A 16,156-nucleotide genomic window follows, 5' to 3' on the forward strand; every position below is an offset into this window, starting at 1 on the left:
CAGTGTGCCGCCGCACCCCGGCCCGCCCGCGTCGGCCACGCGAACCTCGGATGAACGCGAGCGGACGCGGACGAGGACGGGGCCTGAGCCGGTGTCAGAGCGTGTTCGCCCCCGGGGAGTCGTCCCGACGGGCCGTGTCCAGGATCACTCGGGAGACCAGGGCCGGGTCGTCGTTCATCGGCACGTGGCCGCACCCCGGGAGCCGCACCAGCCGCGCGCCGGGAATCACGTGCTTGGCCCGGACGCCCTGGCGGCGCAGGAGCAGCCGGTCGCGGGAGCCCCAGGCGATGGTCACCGGCAGCCCGGGCAGGTCGGCGGTGAACCGTACGGAGCCGCCCGCGGCCAGGGTGTCCTCGAAGCCGGTGGCGTCGCGCAGGGCGAGCGTCTCGGCGACCACGGCCTCGGGGGAGCGGCGGGCCGGGCGGGCGTAGATGGTGCCGGTGAGCGCGGCCCGGCCGGCGGCGCTGCGCGAGAGCCGTTCCAGGGCGGGCCGGGGCAGCGCCCGGGACCCGGCGCGCATCGCGCGCAGGGCGGTGAAGGCGTAGCGGCGCTCGCCCTCGGTCCAGAACCCGGCGGGGGAGAGTGCGGTGACCGAGCGGACGAGGTTGCTCCGGCCCATTTCCAGCGCCAGGAGCCCGCCGAGGGAGTTGCCCGCGACGTGCGGGCGCTCGATGCCGAGGGCCGTGCAGAGCGCGCCGAGGGCGGGGGCGACGGTGTCGAGACCGTACGGGACACCGTGCGGCAGCGGCTCCGAGAGGCCGAAGCCGGGCAGGTCGACGGCGATCACGTCGTGCTCGGCGGCCAGGATGTCGGCCACCGGGTGCCAGGCCTGGAGGTGGTGGCCTATGCCGTGCAGCAGCAGGAGCGGTTCGCCCGCGCCCTTGCGCTCGTAGGCGGCGGTGGCGGTGCGGGGGCCGAGCGGCGAATCGATCGTGAAGGAGACCGTGGCGGTCATGCTGCTCCTCGTCGGTGGCGCTTGCGAGACAGGGTGTCAGTAGCTCTGACGCCATGCCTACCGCTCGGTAGCCGTCCACTACAACCCTTCGGGAAGGTTTGTGGTGGACGGCTGTCGGCCTTTCGGGGCCGACTGCCGGGAGATCGCGAACATCCCGTGAACGGCTTGATACATATGCCCGATCTGCCCGGCAAAGGGATGAGCATTGGTCTTGACCAAGGGGGTGCGTAGTCCTATCGTCACCAGGGATAGTGCAGGAACCTTTAATAAACAAAGGCGCGGAACTGCCGCTGGAACACGGCGATTGCAGCGATTGCAGGAGGAGTCAGGGTGGGGACCACGCAGCTCGAAACGGTGCCGGAACCGAAGTACTGGCACCTGAAGACCGTCCTCAGCGAGGCGCTCGACCAGGATTTCGCCGTGGGCGAGGTGCTGCCGAACGAGCGTGAGCTCGCCGCGCGCTTCGGTGTCGCCCGCGCGACCCTGCGCCAGGCGCTGGAGCAGCTGGAGCTCGAAGGCCGACTGCAGCGCCGGCGCGGCGTGGGTACCACCGTCGCCCCGCCGCGGGTGGGCGTGGACGTCGGCAGCGCGCAGCACAGCTGGCCCGGCGAGGGCACCGACGGCTGGGAGCCCGTGGACGCGTCCGAGGCCGTGCCGGCCGCCGCCGCCCGGGGGCTCCTCGGCACCGCTGCCGACCAGCCCGTGCACATCGTCCGCCGGACCCGCGTGACGCAGGGCCAGCCCGTCGCCGCCGAGCTGCTGTACGTGCCGGCCGCCTCCGTGCCGGGGCTCTCCGCCATCGACGCCCCGGCGGGACCCGCGCGCGCCCGCGCCGTCCTGCGGGAGCTCCAGCGGCTCGCCCTCGACGGGCAGGACCGCTCGGTGGAGCTCGGCTCGGCCCGCGCCGATGACGCGAAGGAGCTGGACCGGCTGCCCGGCGCCCCGGTCCTCCTCGTCACCACCCGCTACTTCACGGCCGCGGGTACCGCCGCCGTCTCGGTGGCCACGTACCGCGCGGACACCTGCCGCCTGACCTTCGGAGACTCCGGCGACGTCCAGATAACCCACGACGACCGCGTGGCCTCTTGACCCAGCCGCACCGCGGGGGCCGTTGCCCCCGCGCCCCGACCCCCGCGTCGGACCGCAGCCGCCCGCACTTTCCCGGGCGGCTGCTCCCTTTCCGCCTTTCCGCCCGCGTTGTCGGGTCGCCCGGGCACGCGCGGTGGTGCGGGCTGGGGCCGACAAGATCGAGGCGGACTAGCGGCGGCGGGTCGTGACCGTTTTTTCCACCGCGAACAGTTCTTCCTCCACGTGGTCCAGCGCGAGCCGTAGCGCTCCCGTCGCCACCGCGGCCTCGCCGAGCAGGGACAGGGCCACCCGCGGCGGGCGCAGGCAGTAGCGCTCCAGCTCCCGCCGGAGGGGCTCCAGTACGCCGTCCAGGCCGGCCGCCCAGCCGCCGACCACCACGAGTTCCGGATCCATGGCCAGTACCAGCGCCGCCACGTCGTGCACCAGCCGCTGGACGAACCGCTGCATCGCGGCCACCGCGCGCTCGTCGCCCCGCTTCGCCATCGCGAAAACCTCGGCGACGGCCTGCTCGTCCAGCGGGTGCAACGGCTCGCCGGTGGTCGACAGCAACTTCTCGGGCGTCACTTCGCGCCCCAGCAGGTGAAGCGCGCCGATCTCACCGGCCGCTCCGCCGAAGCCGCGGTGCAGCCGGCCGCCGATCAGGGAGCCCGCGCCGGGGCTCAGCCCGGCCATGACGAACACCATGTCGTCGGAGTCCTGCGCGGCCCCCTTCCAGTGCTCGGCGACCGCTGCCGCGTTGGCGTCGTTCTCCACCTGCACCGGGCAGCGGAAGGAGCGCCGAAGCCGTTCCCCGAGGGGCAGCCCGGTCCAGCCGGGCAGGGCCGTGCCGAGCCGTACCGTTCCGTCCGCCTCGACGATCCCGGGGCTGCCCACGCCGACGGCACGCAGCGAGTCCCGCGGCACCCCCGCCCGGCGCAGCAGGTCGGCGACGGCCGTCCGGACGCGCTCCAGCCGCTCGTCGGCGGAGGCCGTCTCGGCCACTTCCTTGGTGCCGGCGCCGATCACCCGTCCGTCCAGCCCGGACAGCAGTACGGCGATGCGGTGGGAGCCGATCTCCACGCCGAGCAGGTGCCCCGCCTCGGTGCGGAACCGGAACCGTCGCGCCGGACGCCCTTGCCGCCGTGCACCCTCCTCGGCTTCGGCCTCGACGACGAGACCGGTCCCCATCAGCCCCTCCACGACTCCCTCGACGGTCGGGCGGGAGAGCCCGGTGAGCCGGGTGAGGTCGGTGAGGGTCGGCGATCGGGCTCCGCGCAGTGCCCGGAGCACCACGGCCGAATTGATCCGCCGGAGCAGGGAGGGGTCCCCGCCGGTCAGCTGCCCCAACGTGTGTCCTCCCAGCTAGCGAGCCTGTCAGCCGGATCGTACTGCGGACCTGGTCCGGCGGCGAGAACTAGCCCCCCATTGGCCGGAACGGGCCCTTCCGCTCGGTCCTCCGCAACTGGGCGACCGGCCTCGGTGCGGCGGACGGCCGACAAGGGCCGAAGCTGTGCCCGCTCAGGCCGGGGCCACGAAACCCGACTCGTACGCGGTGATCACCGCCTGGGTCCGGTCCCGCGCCCCCAGCTTCCCCAGGATCGCGCTCACATGCGACTTCACGGTCTCCGTGCCGACGATCAGCTCACGGGCGATCTCCACATTGGTCAGCCCCCGCGACATCAGCCGCAGCACCGCTTCCTCCCGCTCGGTCAGCGCCGCCCGCTCCAGCACCGTCCGCGCCTGCCGGTTCCCGTACTCCGCCGCCAGGGACCGCACCGCGGCGGGGAACAGCAGGGTCTCCCCCTCCGCCACCAGCCGTACCGCGTGCACGATCTCCGACGGCCGGGCCCGCTTCAGCAGGAACCCGTCGGCCCCGGCCCGCAACGCCTGATAGACGTACTCGTCGTTCTCGAAGGTGGTGACCACGAGGATCTTCGGTGGGGAGTCCACGGACCGCAGGACGGCCCGGGTCGCCTCGATCCCGTCGAGCAGCGGCATCCGTACGTCCATGGCCACGACGTCCGGCCGTAGTTGCCGCACGAGCGGAACCACGGCGGCGCCGTCGGCGGCTTCCCCCACCACCTCGATATCGGGCTGGGAGTCCAAGACGGCGCGCAGACCCGCGCGCACCAGGGGTTCGTCGTCGACGAGCAGTACGGTAACCGGCATCCGGTCAGCGTATGTGCTCCAGCGGGAGCCGCGCGCGCACCCTCCAACTGCCCTTGTGCGGGCCGGTCTCGGCCTGGCCGCCCAGCAGCGCGGCCCGCTCCCGCATTCCGCGCAGTCCGCTTCCACTGCCGGCCATGACGGTCGGCCGCTCCGGTAGCGGATTCGTCACCTCCAGGTCGAGGCGGTCGGAGGCCACCCCGATCCGAACCCGGACCGATACGGGACCGCAGTGCCGCAGCACATTGGTGAGCGCCTCCTGCAGGATCCGGTACCCCTCCCGGGTGACGGGCCCCGGCAACGTCTCCAGCGGACCGGTCAGTTCCGCGTCCACCGTCGCCCCCGAGGCGCGGGCCGACTCGAACAGCCGGTCCGCTTCTACGAGCGTCGGCCGCTGCGACGGCGACGTCGTCGACTCCCGCAACACCAGAAGCACCCGCTCCAGATCCTCCAGCGCGGCGCGGCCCGTCTCCTCGATCGCGCTCAGCGCCCGGTCCGTGAACTCGGGATCGCCCGTCGCCCGGGCCGCCCCCGCCTGGACGACCGCCACGGTCAGCGCGTGCCCGATGGAGTCGTGCAGTTCCCGCGCGATCCGGGTCCGTTCCAACAACTGCTCGGTGCGCACTTCCAGGGCGCTGAGCCGCTCGGCCGCGGAAGGCCCGAGCAGCTTGCAGGCGATCGCGGTGATGAGCTCGCCGAGCAGGACCACGCTGACCACGAGCAGGATCAACGGCACCGGTGTGAGCACCACCGCGGCCCAGAACGGCGGAGTGAAGGGCAGCAGTGCGTCCGCGCCCAGCGGCTGCCCCATGGCGCTCTGGACCAGCTCGACGGTCAGCACCGGCGGCCACACGGTCGCGAGCATGGCGACCATCGCGATGACCATCCGTATCTCCAGCCACAGCAGCGTCCGCCAGCGGTCGCGCCAACCCGAGGACGGGACCGTGCTGATGCTGCCGGCGGCCGAGCCGCGTTCGTACGGAGTGAGGAGGAACTGGGCCTGGAGCCCCTCCGCCTGCCGTACCCAGGGCAGCAGCCCGAACGGTACGACGATCAGCAACGGCATCCAAGGGGCTTCGGGCTCTATGAACATCCATATGGCCAGCAGAAGGATGGGCACGCACAGGTGCAACCAGCGTGAGTAGGTGACTGGTTGAAGCGGAGCGCGGAGCAGTCGGTACATGTACCCATCGTGACAGTCCGCAGCTCACGGGCGTCTCCCCCACGTGGGGGAGACGAGACCCTCGCATGGGGGAGGAAGGGGGGTGGGGTCGGAGGCGAATCTTGAGACATGAACAGCATCGAGATCCGAGAACTGACCAAGGAATACGGCAGCACCCGGGCCGTGGACCACCTCACCTTCGACGTTCTGCCCGGGCGGGTCACAGGTTTCCTGGGGCCCAACGGAGCAGGGAAGTCCACCACGATGCGCCTCCTGCTGGGGCTGGACCGGATCACCTCCGGGACGGCCACCATCGGGGGCCGGCGGTTCACCGACTTCCCGGACCCGCTGCGCCGCGTCGGCGCACTGCTGGACGCCCAGGCGGCCCACGGCGGGCGAACCGCCCGGGACCACCTCCGCTTCCTCGCCGCCGGCAATCGCATTCCGATGAGCCGGGTGGAGGAAGTACTGGAGCAGGCCGGGCTCGCGTCGGCCGCCAAGCGACGGGTCAAGACCTTCTCACTCGGCATGCGCCAGCGCCTGGGCATAGCGGCCGCCCTGCTGGGCGACCCCGGGGTGCTGCTGCTGGACGAGCCGACCAACGGCCTCGACCCCGAGGGCATCATCTGGATCCGCGAGCTGATGCGCGACCTCGCCGCCGAAGGACGCACGGTCCTCGTCTCCAGCCACCTCATGTCGGAGACCGCCACGCTCGCCGACCACCTCGTCGTACTCGGGCGGGGCCGGCTGTTGGCCGACACCTCGATGGAGGAGTTCATCGACGCCCGCAGCACCCCGCGGGTGCGGCTGCGCACCTCGGATCCGGTCCGGCTGCGGGCGGCACTGGCCCGGGACGGCTTCGACCTGGCCGACACCGGCGACGGGCGCTGGACCGTGGACGGCATGCAGGCCGAGCAGCTCGGTGCCATCGCCGCCCGGGAAGGCGTTCCGATGATGGAACTGGCCGACGAGCGCGCCTCGCTGGAGCAGGCCTACCTCGACCTCACCGCCGACCACGCCCAGTTCGCCGGCACCCACTGACCTCAGTCCCACCTGCAAGGAGGCTTCACCATGAGCGCCGCTCTGCCCACCGTCCCCGTCCTGCACTCGGAATGGATCAAGATACGGTCCCTCCGCGGAACCTACGGGGCGCTGATAGCCCTCTTCGCCGCCACCGTCGGGATCCAGGTGCTGACAGCCGCGGCGATAGGCACGGCCGAGGCCGGCAGCATGGGTGACGATCCGCTCCTCGCGGCCTTCTACGGAGCCGTCTTCGGGCAGATCGCTGCCTTCGCCTTCGGAGCGAGTGCTCTCGCCTCCGAGTTCCACGACGGCGGCCTGCGCACCTCGCTGGTCGCGGTGCCGAACCGCACCCGCCTCTACCTGTCGAAGATCGCGATGGTGGGCGGACTTGCCTTCCTGGTCGGCCAGGCCACCGGGTTCGTCACCTTCGTGGCGGGCCAGGCGTTCATGGGCCAGTACGCCCTCGGACTCGGCGACCCGGGCAGCCTCCGCGCGATCTTCGGCAGCGGGGTCTACATGATGCTGATGGCTCTGCTCGCAGCGGGTCTGACGGCGGTTGTGCGCAATACGTCGGCCGTCCTGTGCATGCTCATACCCTTGGTGCTGGTGGTCCCGTTCGTCATCGGTGCGGCCGTCGAGGGTGTGGCCGAGTACCTGCCGGACCGTGCCGGGCAGATGGCGATGCGGGCGGAGTCCGAGGGCGTCCTCGGTCCCTGGAGCGGCTTGGGCGTGCTGGCGCTGTGGGCGGCGGTCGCGCTGGTCGGCGGCTGGCTTTCGATGCGCCGGCGGGACGCGTGACGCCGAGCCAGTTGTCAGTGGGCCCCGTGATACTGACGGTATGACCACGGCAGAGCATCTCGACACGATCGACCGGCTGCGGACACGAGCTTTCCCCGACGTCCCGGGCAGGTCAGAAGTGGGTACCAGCGGCCCGGGATACCACCTCGCGGAACTGGGCGGGAGCCGCTGGTACGGGGACGAGGACGCGGCCGGCCGAGTGGCTCAGGAGGAGCAGGTCGCCGCCGAGTTCGAGGCCGTGGCACAGCGGCTGGCGGAGCGCTGGGGCGAGCCCGATGTGTTCACCCTGGCGAGCTTGAGGCTGCGGGGGGACGGGGAGGAGGTGGCGCAGCCGTGGCGGGAGATCGGCGACACCACCGAATACCTGAGCCTCTGGCGGGCCGGGGACCGGTGGGTCGCGCTCTACGAGTCCCGCTGGGGGGCCGACCACTCGCCGCAGCTGATGGCCGCGGTCACCGTGATCGACCCGCCCTAGGGAGTTCTGGGAGAGGGCTGTTCGGCCGCGGGGTCCGCGGCCGCGCGCAGGCGGGCGTACTCCTGGGCCATGGACTCGGCGGTCCAATGGGCGTTGAGTCCGCTGGGGTTGGGCAGGGCCCAGATGCGGGTGGAGCCGATGGTCCGGTCCTGGGGGCCGATCCGGGCCTTGCGCTCGCCGAACGCGGTCCGGTAGGCGGTCACTCCGACCACGGCCAGCCACTGGGGCTCCAACTGCTCCACCTTGGCCGTCAGGATGCGGCCGCCCTCGCGGAACTCCTCGGCACTGAGCTCGTCGGCGCGGGCCGTGGCGCGGGCGACGACGTTGGTGATGCCGAGGCGGTAGGTCAGCAGCTCGTCCTGCTCGGAGGGGGCCAGCCGGCGCGGCGTGAAGCCGGACAGGTGCAGGACGGGCCAGAAGCGATTGCCGGGGCGGGCGAAATGGTGGCCCGTCGCGGCGGAGAGGAGCCCGGGGTTGATTCCGCAGAAGAGCACACGCAGACCGCCCGCGACCACGTCCGGGAGGACGCGGTCACGGGCGGCGTTCAGCTCGTCGGGGGTCAGAGGATCGACCCCGGCGTGTACCCGGCAGCCTCCGGGTGCTGCTTGGCGATCGCCTCGATGCGGGAGACCACCGCCGCCACCTGGTCGCTCGCGGCGCCGGTGAAGGACAGCTTGTCGGCCATCAGCGCGTCGAGCTGGGCCCGGTCCAGCGGCATCCGCTCGTCGGCGGCCAGCTTGTCCAGCAGCTCGTTGCGCTCGGCGCCCTGCTCGCGCATGGCGAGCGCGGAGGCCACCGCGTGCTCCTTGATGACCTCGTGGGCGGTCTCGCGGCCCACTCCGGCGCGCACCGCGCCCATCAGGACCTTGGTGGTGGCCAGGAAGGGGAGGTAGCGGTCCAGCTCGCGGGCCACGACGGCCGGGAAGGCGCCGAACTCGTCGAGGACCGTCAGGAAGGTCTCCAGCAGGCCGTCGAGGGCGAAGAACGCGTCGGGCAGGGCCACCCGGCGGACCACGGAGCAGGAGACGTCGCCCTCGTTCCACTGGTCGCCGGCCAGCTCGCCGGTCATCGAGGCGTAGCCGCGCAGGATGACCATGAGGCCGTTCACGCGCTCGCAGGAGCGGGTGTTCATCTTGTGCGGCATCGCGGAGGAGCCGACCTGGCCGGGCTTGAAGCCCTCGGTGACCAGCTCGTGGCCGGCCATCAGGCGGATCGTCTTGGCGATCGAGGACGGCGCGGCGGCCAGCTGCACCAGGGCGGTGACCACGTCGTAGTCGAGCGAGCGCGGGTAGACCTGGCCGACCGAGGTGAAGGCCTCGGCGAAGCCGAGGTGGGCGGCGATGCGCTGCTCCAGGTCGGCGAGCTTGGCGGAGTCGCCGCCGAGCAGGTCGAGCATGTCCTGGGCGGTGCCGACCGGGCCCTTGATCCCGCGCAGCGGGTAGCGGCCCAGCAGGTCCTCCAGGCGGCCGTACGCGACCAGCAGCTCATCGGCCGCAGTGGCGAAGCGCTTGCCCAGGGTGGTCGCCTGCGCGGCGACGTTGTGGGAGCGGCCGGCCATGACCAGCTCGGCGTGCTCGCCGGCCAGCTTGCCGAGGCGGGCGAGGACGGCGACCGTACGGTCCCGGACCAGTTCCAGCGACAGCCGGATCTGGAGCTGCTCGACGTTCTCGGTCAGGTCGCGGGAGGTCATGCCCTTGTGGACGTGCTCGTGCCCGGCGAGGTCGTTGAACTCCTCGATACGGGCCTTCACGTCGTGCCGGGTGACCTTCTCGCGCTCGGCGATGGAGGCGAGGTCGACGGTCTCGAGGACGCGCTCGTAGTCGGCGAGAGCCTCGTCGGGGACCTCGATACCGAGGTCCTTCTGGGCGCGCAGGACGGCGAGCCACAGCCGCCGCTCCAGCGTCACCTTGTACTCGGGGGACCACAGGACGGCGAGCTCCGCAGAGGCGTAGCGGCCGGCCAGGACATTGGGGATGCGGGGCTTGGCTGTCACGTGTAGGGATTCTACTTGGGCTCCCGCTGTGTGTTTACGCAGGTAGGGACCCCGCCCCGGATTGTGCCTTGCTACGAGAGCCGGTCGCCCGCCGGAGCCTCGTACGGCAGCAGCTCCGGGCGCTTGGCCGGGCGGCCGTCCCCGGAGGAGCGGCCCGTGAGGCGGCGGCCGACCCAGGGGAGCAGGTGCTGTCGCGCGAAGCTGAGGTCCTGGCCGCGGCGGGCGGCCCAGCCCGGGGGGACCGCGGGCGGGAGTTCCACGCGCCAGTCCTCCTCCGGCGGCAGGCCCAGCGTCTGCCAGACGGCCTCCGCGACCCGGCGGTGGCCCTCGGCGGTCAGGTGTAGCCGGTCCACGTCCCACATCCGGGGGTCCCCGAGGACGGCGGGCCCGTACAGGTCCACCACGAGGGCGCCGTGCCGGGCGGCGAGCTCCTCGATGACGGCGAAGAGCTCCTCCATGCGCGGGCGGAAGCGTTCCATCACCGGCCCGTTGCGCCCCGGGGAGCGCATCAGGACCAGCGTCTTGCACGAGGGGGCGAGCAGTCCCACCGCCTCCTCCAGGTGCCCGCGCACCCGGCCCATGTCGACCTTGGGGCGCAGCGCGTCGTTCAGCCCGCCGACCAGGGTCACCACGTCGGCGCCCATCGCGGCGGCCACAGGGGCCTGGTCCGCGGCGATCTGGCCGATCAGCTTTCCGCGCACGGCGAGGTTCGCGTAGCGGAAGGCCGGCTCGCGCGCCGCGAGGCGGGCGGCCAGCAGATCGGCCCAGCCCCGGTAGGAGCCGTCCGGGAGCAGGTCGGACATGCCCTCGGTGAAGGAGTCGCCGACCGCGACGAAACTGGTGTAGGACGCATTCATCTCCATGGCGGAGCGATGCTACCGCGCGGTACCCCGGCCCCGCAGGGCCGGGGACCACACGTCGCGGCAGATCACTGCGCGGAGGCCGGCTTGCCGAACAGCTCGCGCAGCACGTCCTCCATCGTGACCAGGCCGGTCATGGCCCCGTCGGCCCCGAGGACCGCGGCCAGATGCGTACGGCTGCGCCGCATCGCGGTCAGCACGTCGTCCAGCGGGGTCTCGGCCCGCACCTGGGCGATGGGCCGCAGCGCCGAGACCGGGAAGGGCTGGTCCCGCTCCGTCACGTCCAGGACGTCCTTGACGTGCAGGTAGCCGAGGATCCCGTGCTGCGCGTCGATGACGGGGAAGCGGGAGTACCCGGACTCGGCCGACAGCAGCTCCAGACCGGCGGGCGTGATCCCCTGCCGGGCCGAGACCACCCGGTTCGCGGGCAGCACCACATCGGTGACCGGCCTGCGCCCCAGCTCCAGGGCGTCGTGCAGCCGCTCGCTCGCCCTGTCGTCGATGAGCCCCGCGTCACTGGAGTCCTTCACGATCCGCGCCAGCTCGTCGTCCGTGAAGGTCGCCGCGACCTCGTCCTTCACATCCACCCGCAGCAAGCGCAGCAGCGCGTTGGCGAAGGCGTTGATCGCGAAGATCACCGGCCGCAGCGCCCGGGTGAGGGTCACCAGCGGCGGCCCGAGCAGCAGCGCGGTGCGCACCGGCTCGGCCAGCGCCACGTTCTTCGGCAGCATCTCGCCGAAGAGCATGTGCAGGTACGTCGCCAGCGCCAGCGCCACCACGAAGGAGATCGCGTGGGTCACGCCGGCCGGCACCCCGACCAGGTCGAACAGCGGGGTCAGCAGGTGCGCGATGGCGGGCTCCGCCACCACACCGAGCACCAGGGTGCACAGCGTGATGCCCAACTGCGCCGCGGCCATCAGCGCGGACACGTGCTCCAGCGCCCACAGGACGGCGCGGGCGCGCCGGTCGCCCTGCTCGGCGTACGGCTCGATCTGGCTGCGCCGGACCGAGATCAGCGCGAACTCCGCGCCGACGAAGAAGGCGTTGACGACCAGGGTCGCCAGGCCGATCAGCAACTGGATCGCGGTCATCGGACCCCCTCCGTACCCTCGTCGGCCACGGGCACGTGCAACAGCACCCGCGCGGCCCGCCGGCCGCTCGCGTCCACCACGTCCAGACGCCAGCCGTCCAGCTCCAGGCTGTCGCCGACGACCGGGATCCGGCCCAGCTCGGTCGCTATCAGACCGGCCAGCGTCTCGTACGGGCCTTCCGGCGCGCGCAGCCCGATCCGCTGGAGCTGGTCGGTGCGCGCCGCGCCGTCGGCGGAGTAGAGCATGCGCCCCGCCTCGTCCTGGCCGGCCGGGGCCAGGTCGGAGGTCTCGTGCGGGTCGTGCTCGTCGCGGACCTCGCCGACGACCTCCTCGACGATGTCCTCCAGCGTGGCCACGCCGGCCGTGCCGCCGTACTCGTCGATGACCACGGCCATCGTCTGCTTGCCGGACAGCCGGTCCAGCAGCCGGTCCACGGTCAGCGACTCCGGTACGAGGAGCGGCTCGCGCAGCAGCGAGGACACCGGGCGCTGGTGCCGCTCCTCGGCGGGCAGCGCCAGGACGTCCTTGATGTGCACGGTGCCGACGACGGTGTCGAGGTTGCCCCGGTAGACGGGGAAGCGCGACAGGCCGGTGGCCAGCGTCGCGTTCGCCACGTCCTCGGCGGTGGTCTGCACTTCGAGGGCGGTGACCTGGACGCGCGGGGTCATGACGTTCTCGGCGGTGAGGTCGGCGAGGTTCAGGGTCCGCACGAACAGCTCGGCGGTGTCCTTCTCCAGCGCACCGGCCTTCGCGGAGTGCCGGGCCAGTGCCACCAGCTCCTGCGGGGTGCGCGCGGAGGCCAGCTCCTCGGCGGGCTCCATGCCGAACCGCCGCACCATGTGGTTGGCGGTGGTGTTCAGGTGGCCGATCAGCGGGCGGAAGGCCCGGCTGAAGACCCGCTGCATGGTGGCGACGCGCTTGGCGACGGCCAGCGGCGAGGAGATCGCCCAGTTCTTGGGCACCAGCTCGCCGACGACCATCAGGACGACGGTCGACAGGCCGGTGCCCAGGACAAGGGCGGTGGAGGAGGCGGCGCCGGAGGACAGGCCCATGTCCTCGAAGGGGCCCGAGAGCAGGGCGGCGATCGAGGGCTTGGAGATCATGCCGATGACCAGGCCGGTCACGGTGATGCCGAGCTGGGCGCCGGAGAGCTGGAAGGTCAGGCTCCGGACGGCGGCCAGGGCACTGTCGGCCCCGCGCTCGCCGCGCTCGACGGCCCGCTCCAGCTCGCTGCGCTCGATGGTGGTCAGCGAGAACTCGGCCGCGACGAAAGCCCCGCAGGCAAGGCAGAGCAGCAGTGCCACGACCAGGAGGAGCACTTCGGTCATCGGTCGATCACCTCCGTCCCATGATCGGCCAGGAGGAGAGGTGTCGCGCGATGTCGTGGACTGGGAGGCTCGCCCATGGGCGGACGCTCACACCTTTCGTTCGAGTGGTGTTCGTGGGAACCATTGCCCACATGGTAAAGGAAGGGCAAAGGGATCGGATAATTCTTTTGGCCCAACATCCCGGGCCGTGATGGGATCCCCGGCATGACCGATCTTCACATCGGACCCGCAGGGGAATCCGACCTCGCCGCCGTGTTGGACTTCTGGAAGGCCGCGGCCGAGGGCACGAGCATCAGTGACGACCTCGACGGCGTAGGGCGCCTGTACGCCCGCGACCCGCAGGCCCTGCTGCTCGCGCGCCGCGACGGCGAACTCGTCGGCACGGTCATCGCCGGCTTCGACGGCTGGCGCTGCCACCTGTACCGGCTCGCCGTGCACCCGCAGCACCGCAGGCAGGGCATCGGATCGGCGCTGCTGGCTGCCGCCGAGGAGCGGTTCGTGGCGCTCGGCGGGCGGCGCGCGGACGCCATGGTGCTCGTCCGCAACGAAAACGCGCACGGGGCATGGAGCGCGGCCGGCTACCACCCCGAGGACCAGTGGACGCGCTGGGTGAAGCCGCTGAACGGGTGATCCCGCCCGGCGGCGGCCGGGTCGGGCGTCGCCGGGCGGTCACTCGTGCGCGATGGCCGCCAGTACGTTCATCCGCGCGGCCCGCAGCGCCGGCAGCACGGCCGCCGCCAGCCCGACCACCACCGAGCCGGCCACCACGGCGCCCATCACCGGCCACGGGATCTCCAGCGCGGCCATCCCCTGCAACTCCAGCACCTGCTGCATCGCCAGCCCCCAGACCAGCCCGAGCCCGAGCCCGAGCACGGCGCCGAACACCGCGATCACCACCGACTCCAAGTGGATCATCCGGCGCAGCTGCGCCCGCGACAGGCCGACCGCCCGCAGCAACCCGATCTCGCGGGTCCGCTCCACCACCGACAGGGCCAGGGTGTTCACCACCCCCAGCACCGCGATGATGATCGCCAGGGCCAGCAGTCCGTACACCAGCATCAGCATCACCGAGATCTGGCCCCGGATCAGCTCCTTGTAATCGGCCTGGTTGCGCACCTGCACCTGGGGATAGCCCGCCAGGGCCGTCTCCAGCCGCCCGCGCAGCGCCGCCACGTCACCGCCCCGCGCGCCGTTCACGTACGCGGCCGCGTCCTGGCCGCCCGGCAGGTACGACTCCAGTGTGCCCAGGCCCATGAACAGCCCGCCCTTGGCCCCGGGTGCTTGCGGCGCGTCCATGTCGGTCAGCGCCCCCACCGTCAGCGAAGCCTGTCGGCCGCCAGCGAACAGCACCGGAAGCACCGTCCCGACCCGGATGCCGTGTGACACCGCGAAGTCCCGGTCCATCCCGATCCGGTCCGCGCCGAGCGCGGCCGGGGTCGCGCCCTCGGCGTACGTCACGTGCGCCACCTCGTCGAGCTCCGGGTCGTAGCCGGCCGCCGAGGTCTCGATCCGGGCCCCGTCCGGCAGCGAGACCCGTAGCGGGGCGAACCGCTGGCGCACCACCAGGCCGCCCTGCGCGGAGCGGCGTACGGCCTGCGTCACCTCGGCGGGGAACGGCATGAAGTTCGCGTTCTGGACGACGTAGTCCGCGCCCAGCGTCCTGTCGATCTGCGCGTCGAAGGAGGCCGCCATCGAGGAACTCGCCACCGACAGCCCGCTCACCAGCGCAAGCCCCACCATCAGCGCCGACGCGGTGGCCCCCGTCCGGCGCGGGTTGCGCAGCGCGTTGCGCCGGCTGAGCCGCCCGACCGCGCCGAACACCCGTGGGAAGGCACCCCCCAGCACCCGGACCACGGGCCGTACGAGCAGCGGCCCCGCCACCACCATCGCCACCAGCGTCAGTACGACGCCCAGCCCGAGCAGCGCCGAAGCGCTCGCCGTACGGGTGCCGGCCGCGCACCCCGCCAGGGCGGCGATCCCCGCTGCGCCCAGCAGGCCGCCCACGGTGCCCCGTACGGTCAGCGGCTTCCCCTGGCCCGACACCTCGGCGTCCGCCAGCGCCGCCATCGGGGACACCGCGGCCGCGCGCCGGGCCGGGAGGTACGCGGCGACGAGGGTGACGCCCAGACCGACCGCGTAGGCCGCCACCGGAGTTCCCCAGCCGACGGCCATCTCGGCCGCGCTCAGGTTCATCCCGGCCAGGCCCATCAGTTCCATCAGGGCCGCCGCCAGCCCGATCCCGGCGCCCAGACCCAGCGTGGAGCCGGTCAGCCCCAGCAGCAGCGCCTCCGTCAGCACCGAACGGCGGACCTGCCTGCGGTCGGCGCCGAGCGCGCGCAGCAGCCCGAGCTCCCGGGTGCGCTGGGCGATCAGCATCGAGAAGGTGTTGACGATGAGGAAGATCCCGACCAGCACCGCCACACCGGCGAAGCCGAGCATCACGTACTTGACGACGGACAGGAACCCGCCGAGCTGCGCGGCGGAGCTCTTCGCCTGCTCGGCCGCCGTCCGCAGCTCGTAGCCGGGGCCGAGGGCGGCCGCGATCCGTGCCTTCAGCTCCGCGTCCGAGACCCCGGGGGCCGCGTCCACCGCGATGGCCGAGGCGCGGTCGGCCCCGCCGAGCAGCTGCCGCTGGGCGGCGGAGGTCTCGAGGAAGACGAGGGCCGCGCCCGGGTTGGTGGTGGTGAAGGTCGCGATACCGGTGACCTTGACCCTGAAGGAACCGGGCGGGGCGAGGACGGTGAGGGTGTCCCCGATACGCACCTTGCGCTTGTCGGCCGTGTCCCGGTCGAGCAGGGCCTCGCCCGGACCGGCCGGCTCGCGGCCGCTGGTCAGCTTCACGGGGGTGCGCGGGGTGACGTACCAGTTGGCGGCGATCGTCGGCCCGCCGGTGGTCGGGCCCACCGGCTCGTTCGCGGAGTCCACGACCGTGACGTTCTCGACGGTGGCGTCGACGTGGACCCCCGCGACGCCGGGGACGGCCCCGACCCGGTCCGCGAGGTCGGCGGGGACGGTGGGCACGACGCCCGAGGGGAGGGTCTCGGCGAAGTCCTCCGCCGGACCGACCGTCACATCGGCGGAGGTGGAGGCGAAGAGGCGGTCGAAGGTCCGGGTGACCGTGTCCGAGAAGATCAGGCTGCCGGACACGAACGCCACCGACAGCAGGACCGCGAGCGCGGACAGCAGCAGGCGGCCCTTGTGGGCGAGGAAGCTGCGCAGGCTGGCACGGAGCACGGC

15 protein-coding genes are annotated in these 16,156 nt (G+C 72.5%); 5 read left to right on the forward strand and 10 right to left on the reverse strand.

Annotated elements, in window-relative coordinates; all coding sequences use genetic code 11:
* Window positions 1-94: 94 nt before the first annotated feature.
* Complete coding sequence (locus ACZ7GJ_RS06005) at window positions 95-955, reverse strand: alpha/beta fold hydrolase (protein ID WP_470749889.1); 861 nt, start codon at window positions 953-955, stop codon at window positions 95-97.
* A 330-nt stretch (window positions 956-1,285) separates the two neighbouring features.
* Between ACZ7GJ_RS06005 and ACZ7GJ_RS06010 the strand changes: the two genes are divergently transcribed.
* Window positions 1,286-2,044 carry a GntR family transcriptional regulator gene (locus tag ACZ7GJ_RS06010; RefSeq protein WP_470749890.1) on the forward strand — a complete coding sequence of 253 codons (759 nt, stop codon included), beginning with the start codon at window positions 1,286-1,288 and terminating at the stop codon, window positions 2,042-2,044.
* A 168-nt stretch (window positions 2,045-2,212) separates the two neighbouring features.
* Here the strand turns inward: ACZ7GJ_RS06010 and ACZ7GJ_RS06015 are convergent, their stop codons facing one another.
* From ACZ7GJ_RS06015 to ACZ7GJ_RS06025, 3 genes are all read right to left on the reverse strand, one after another.
* The gene (locus ACZ7GJ_RS06015) at window positions 2,213-3,370 is read right to left on the reverse strand and encodes an ROK family transcriptional regulator (protein ID WP_470749891.1); all 1,158 of its coding nucleotides are present in this window, start codon (window positions 3,368-3,370) and stop codon (window positions 2,213-2,215) included.
* 171 nt (window positions 3,371-3,541) lie between these two features.
* The gene (locus ACZ7GJ_RS06020) at window positions 3,542-4,192 is read right to left on the reverse strand and encodes a response regulator transcription factor (protein WP_470749893.1); all 651 of its coding nucleotides are present in this window, start codon (window positions 4,190-4,192) and stop codon (window positions 3,542-3,544) included.
* 4 nt (window positions 4,193-4,196) lie between these two features.
* The gene (locus tag ACZ7GJ_RS06025; RefSeq protein ID WP_470749895.1) at window positions 4,197-5,372 is read right to left on the reverse strand and encodes a sensor histidine kinase; all 1,176 of its coding nucleotides are present in this window, start codon (window positions 5,370-5,372) and stop codon (window positions 4,197-4,199) included.
* 108 nt (window positions 5,373-5,480) lie between these two features.
* On the opposite strand from ACZ7GJ_RS06025, the gene ACZ7GJ_RS06030 reads away from it, so the two are divergent.
* The 3 genes from ACZ7GJ_RS06030 to ACZ7GJ_RS06040 are packed head-to-tail and all read left to right on the forward strand — an operon-like array spanning window position 5,481 to window position 7,647.
* Window positions 5,481-6,392 carry an ABC transporter ATP-binding protein gene (locus ACZ7GJ_RS06030; protein ID WP_470749897.1) on the forward strand — a complete coding sequence of 304 codons (912 nt, stop codon included), beginning with the start codon at window positions 5,481-5,483 and terminating at the stop codon, window positions 6,390-6,392.
* A 30-nt stretch (window positions 6,393-6,422) separates the two neighbouring features.
* Window positions 6,423-7,172, forward strand: coding sequence for an ABC transporter permease (locus tag ACZ7GJ_RS06035; RefSeq protein ID WP_470749899.1), 750 nt, complete (start codon window positions 6,423-6,425; stop codon window positions 7,170-7,172).
* A gap of 40 nt (window positions 7,173-7,212) precedes the next feature.
* Window positions 7,213-7,647 (forward strand): hypothetical protein, encoded by a 435-nt coding sequence (locus ACZ7GJ_RS06040; RefSeq protein WP_470749901.1) that lies wholly within the window; start codon window positions 7,213-7,215, stop codon window positions 7,645-7,647.
* Here the strand turns inward: ACZ7GJ_RS06040 and mug are convergent.
* From mug to ACZ7GJ_RS06065, 5 genes are all read right to left on the reverse strand, one after another.
* Window positions 7,644-8,210 carry a G/U mismatch-specific DNA glycosylase gene (mug, locus tag ACZ7GJ_RS06045; RefSeq protein WP_470750085.1) on the reverse strand — a complete coding sequence of 189 codons (567 nt, stop codon included), beginning with the start codon at window positions 8,208-8,210 and terminating at the stop codon, window positions 7,644-7,646. The genes ACZ7GJ_RS06040 and mug overlap by 4 nt on opposite strands.
* On the reverse strand, window positions 8,207-9,640 hold the full coding sequence (gene purB, locus ACZ7GJ_RS06050; protein ID WP_365924209.1) for an adenylosuccinate lyase: 1,434 nt from the start codon (window positions 9,638-9,640) through the stop codon (window positions 8,207-8,209). Before purB ends, mug begins: the two co-directional genes overlap by 4 nt.
* Window positions 9,641-9,711: 71 nt before the next feature.
* Complete coding sequence (locus ACZ7GJ_RS06055; protein WP_470749903.1) at window positions 9,712-10,503, reverse strand: SGNH/GDSL hydrolase family protein; 792 nt, start codon at window positions 10,501-10,503, stop codon at window positions 9,712-9,714.
* Between the two features lie 65 nt (window positions 10,504-10,568).
* Entirely contained in the window at window positions 10,569-11,591 is a 1,023-nt protein-coding gene (locus tag ACZ7GJ_RS06060) for a hemolysin family protein (RefSeq protein WP_470749905.1), read from the reverse strand.
* Window positions 11,588-12,919: a hemolysin family protein gene (locus ACZ7GJ_RS06065; RefSeq protein ID WP_470749907.1), complete on the reverse strand. Its 1,332-nt coding sequence runs from the start codon at window positions 12,917-12,919 to the stop codon at window positions 11,588-11,590. Before ACZ7GJ_RS06065 ends, ACZ7GJ_RS06060 begins: the two co-directional genes overlap by 4 nt.
* A 204-nt stretch (window positions 12,920-13,123) precedes the next feature.
* On the opposite strand from ACZ7GJ_RS06065, the gene ACZ7GJ_RS06070 reads away from it, so the two are divergent.
* Window positions 13,124-13,549 (forward strand): GNAT family N-acetyltransferase, encoded by a 426-nt coding sequence (locus tag ACZ7GJ_RS06070; protein ID WP_470749909.1) that lies wholly within the window; start codon window positions 13,124-13,126, stop codon window positions 13,547-13,549.
* A 39-nt stretch (window positions 13,550-13,588) separates the two neighbouring features.
* Here the strand turns inward: ACZ7GJ_RS06070 and ACZ7GJ_RS06075 are convergent, their stop codons facing one another.
* Window positions 13,589-16,153, reverse strand: a complete 2,565-nt coding sequence (locus ACZ7GJ_RS06075) for an FtsX-like permease family protein (RefSeq protein ID WP_470749911.1) — start codon at window positions 16,151-16,153, stop codon at window positions 13,589-13,591.
* Window positions 16,154-16,156 lie beyond the last annotated feature (3 nt).

It is taken from the genome of Streptomyces sp. NPDC037242, from assembly GCF_055604165.1.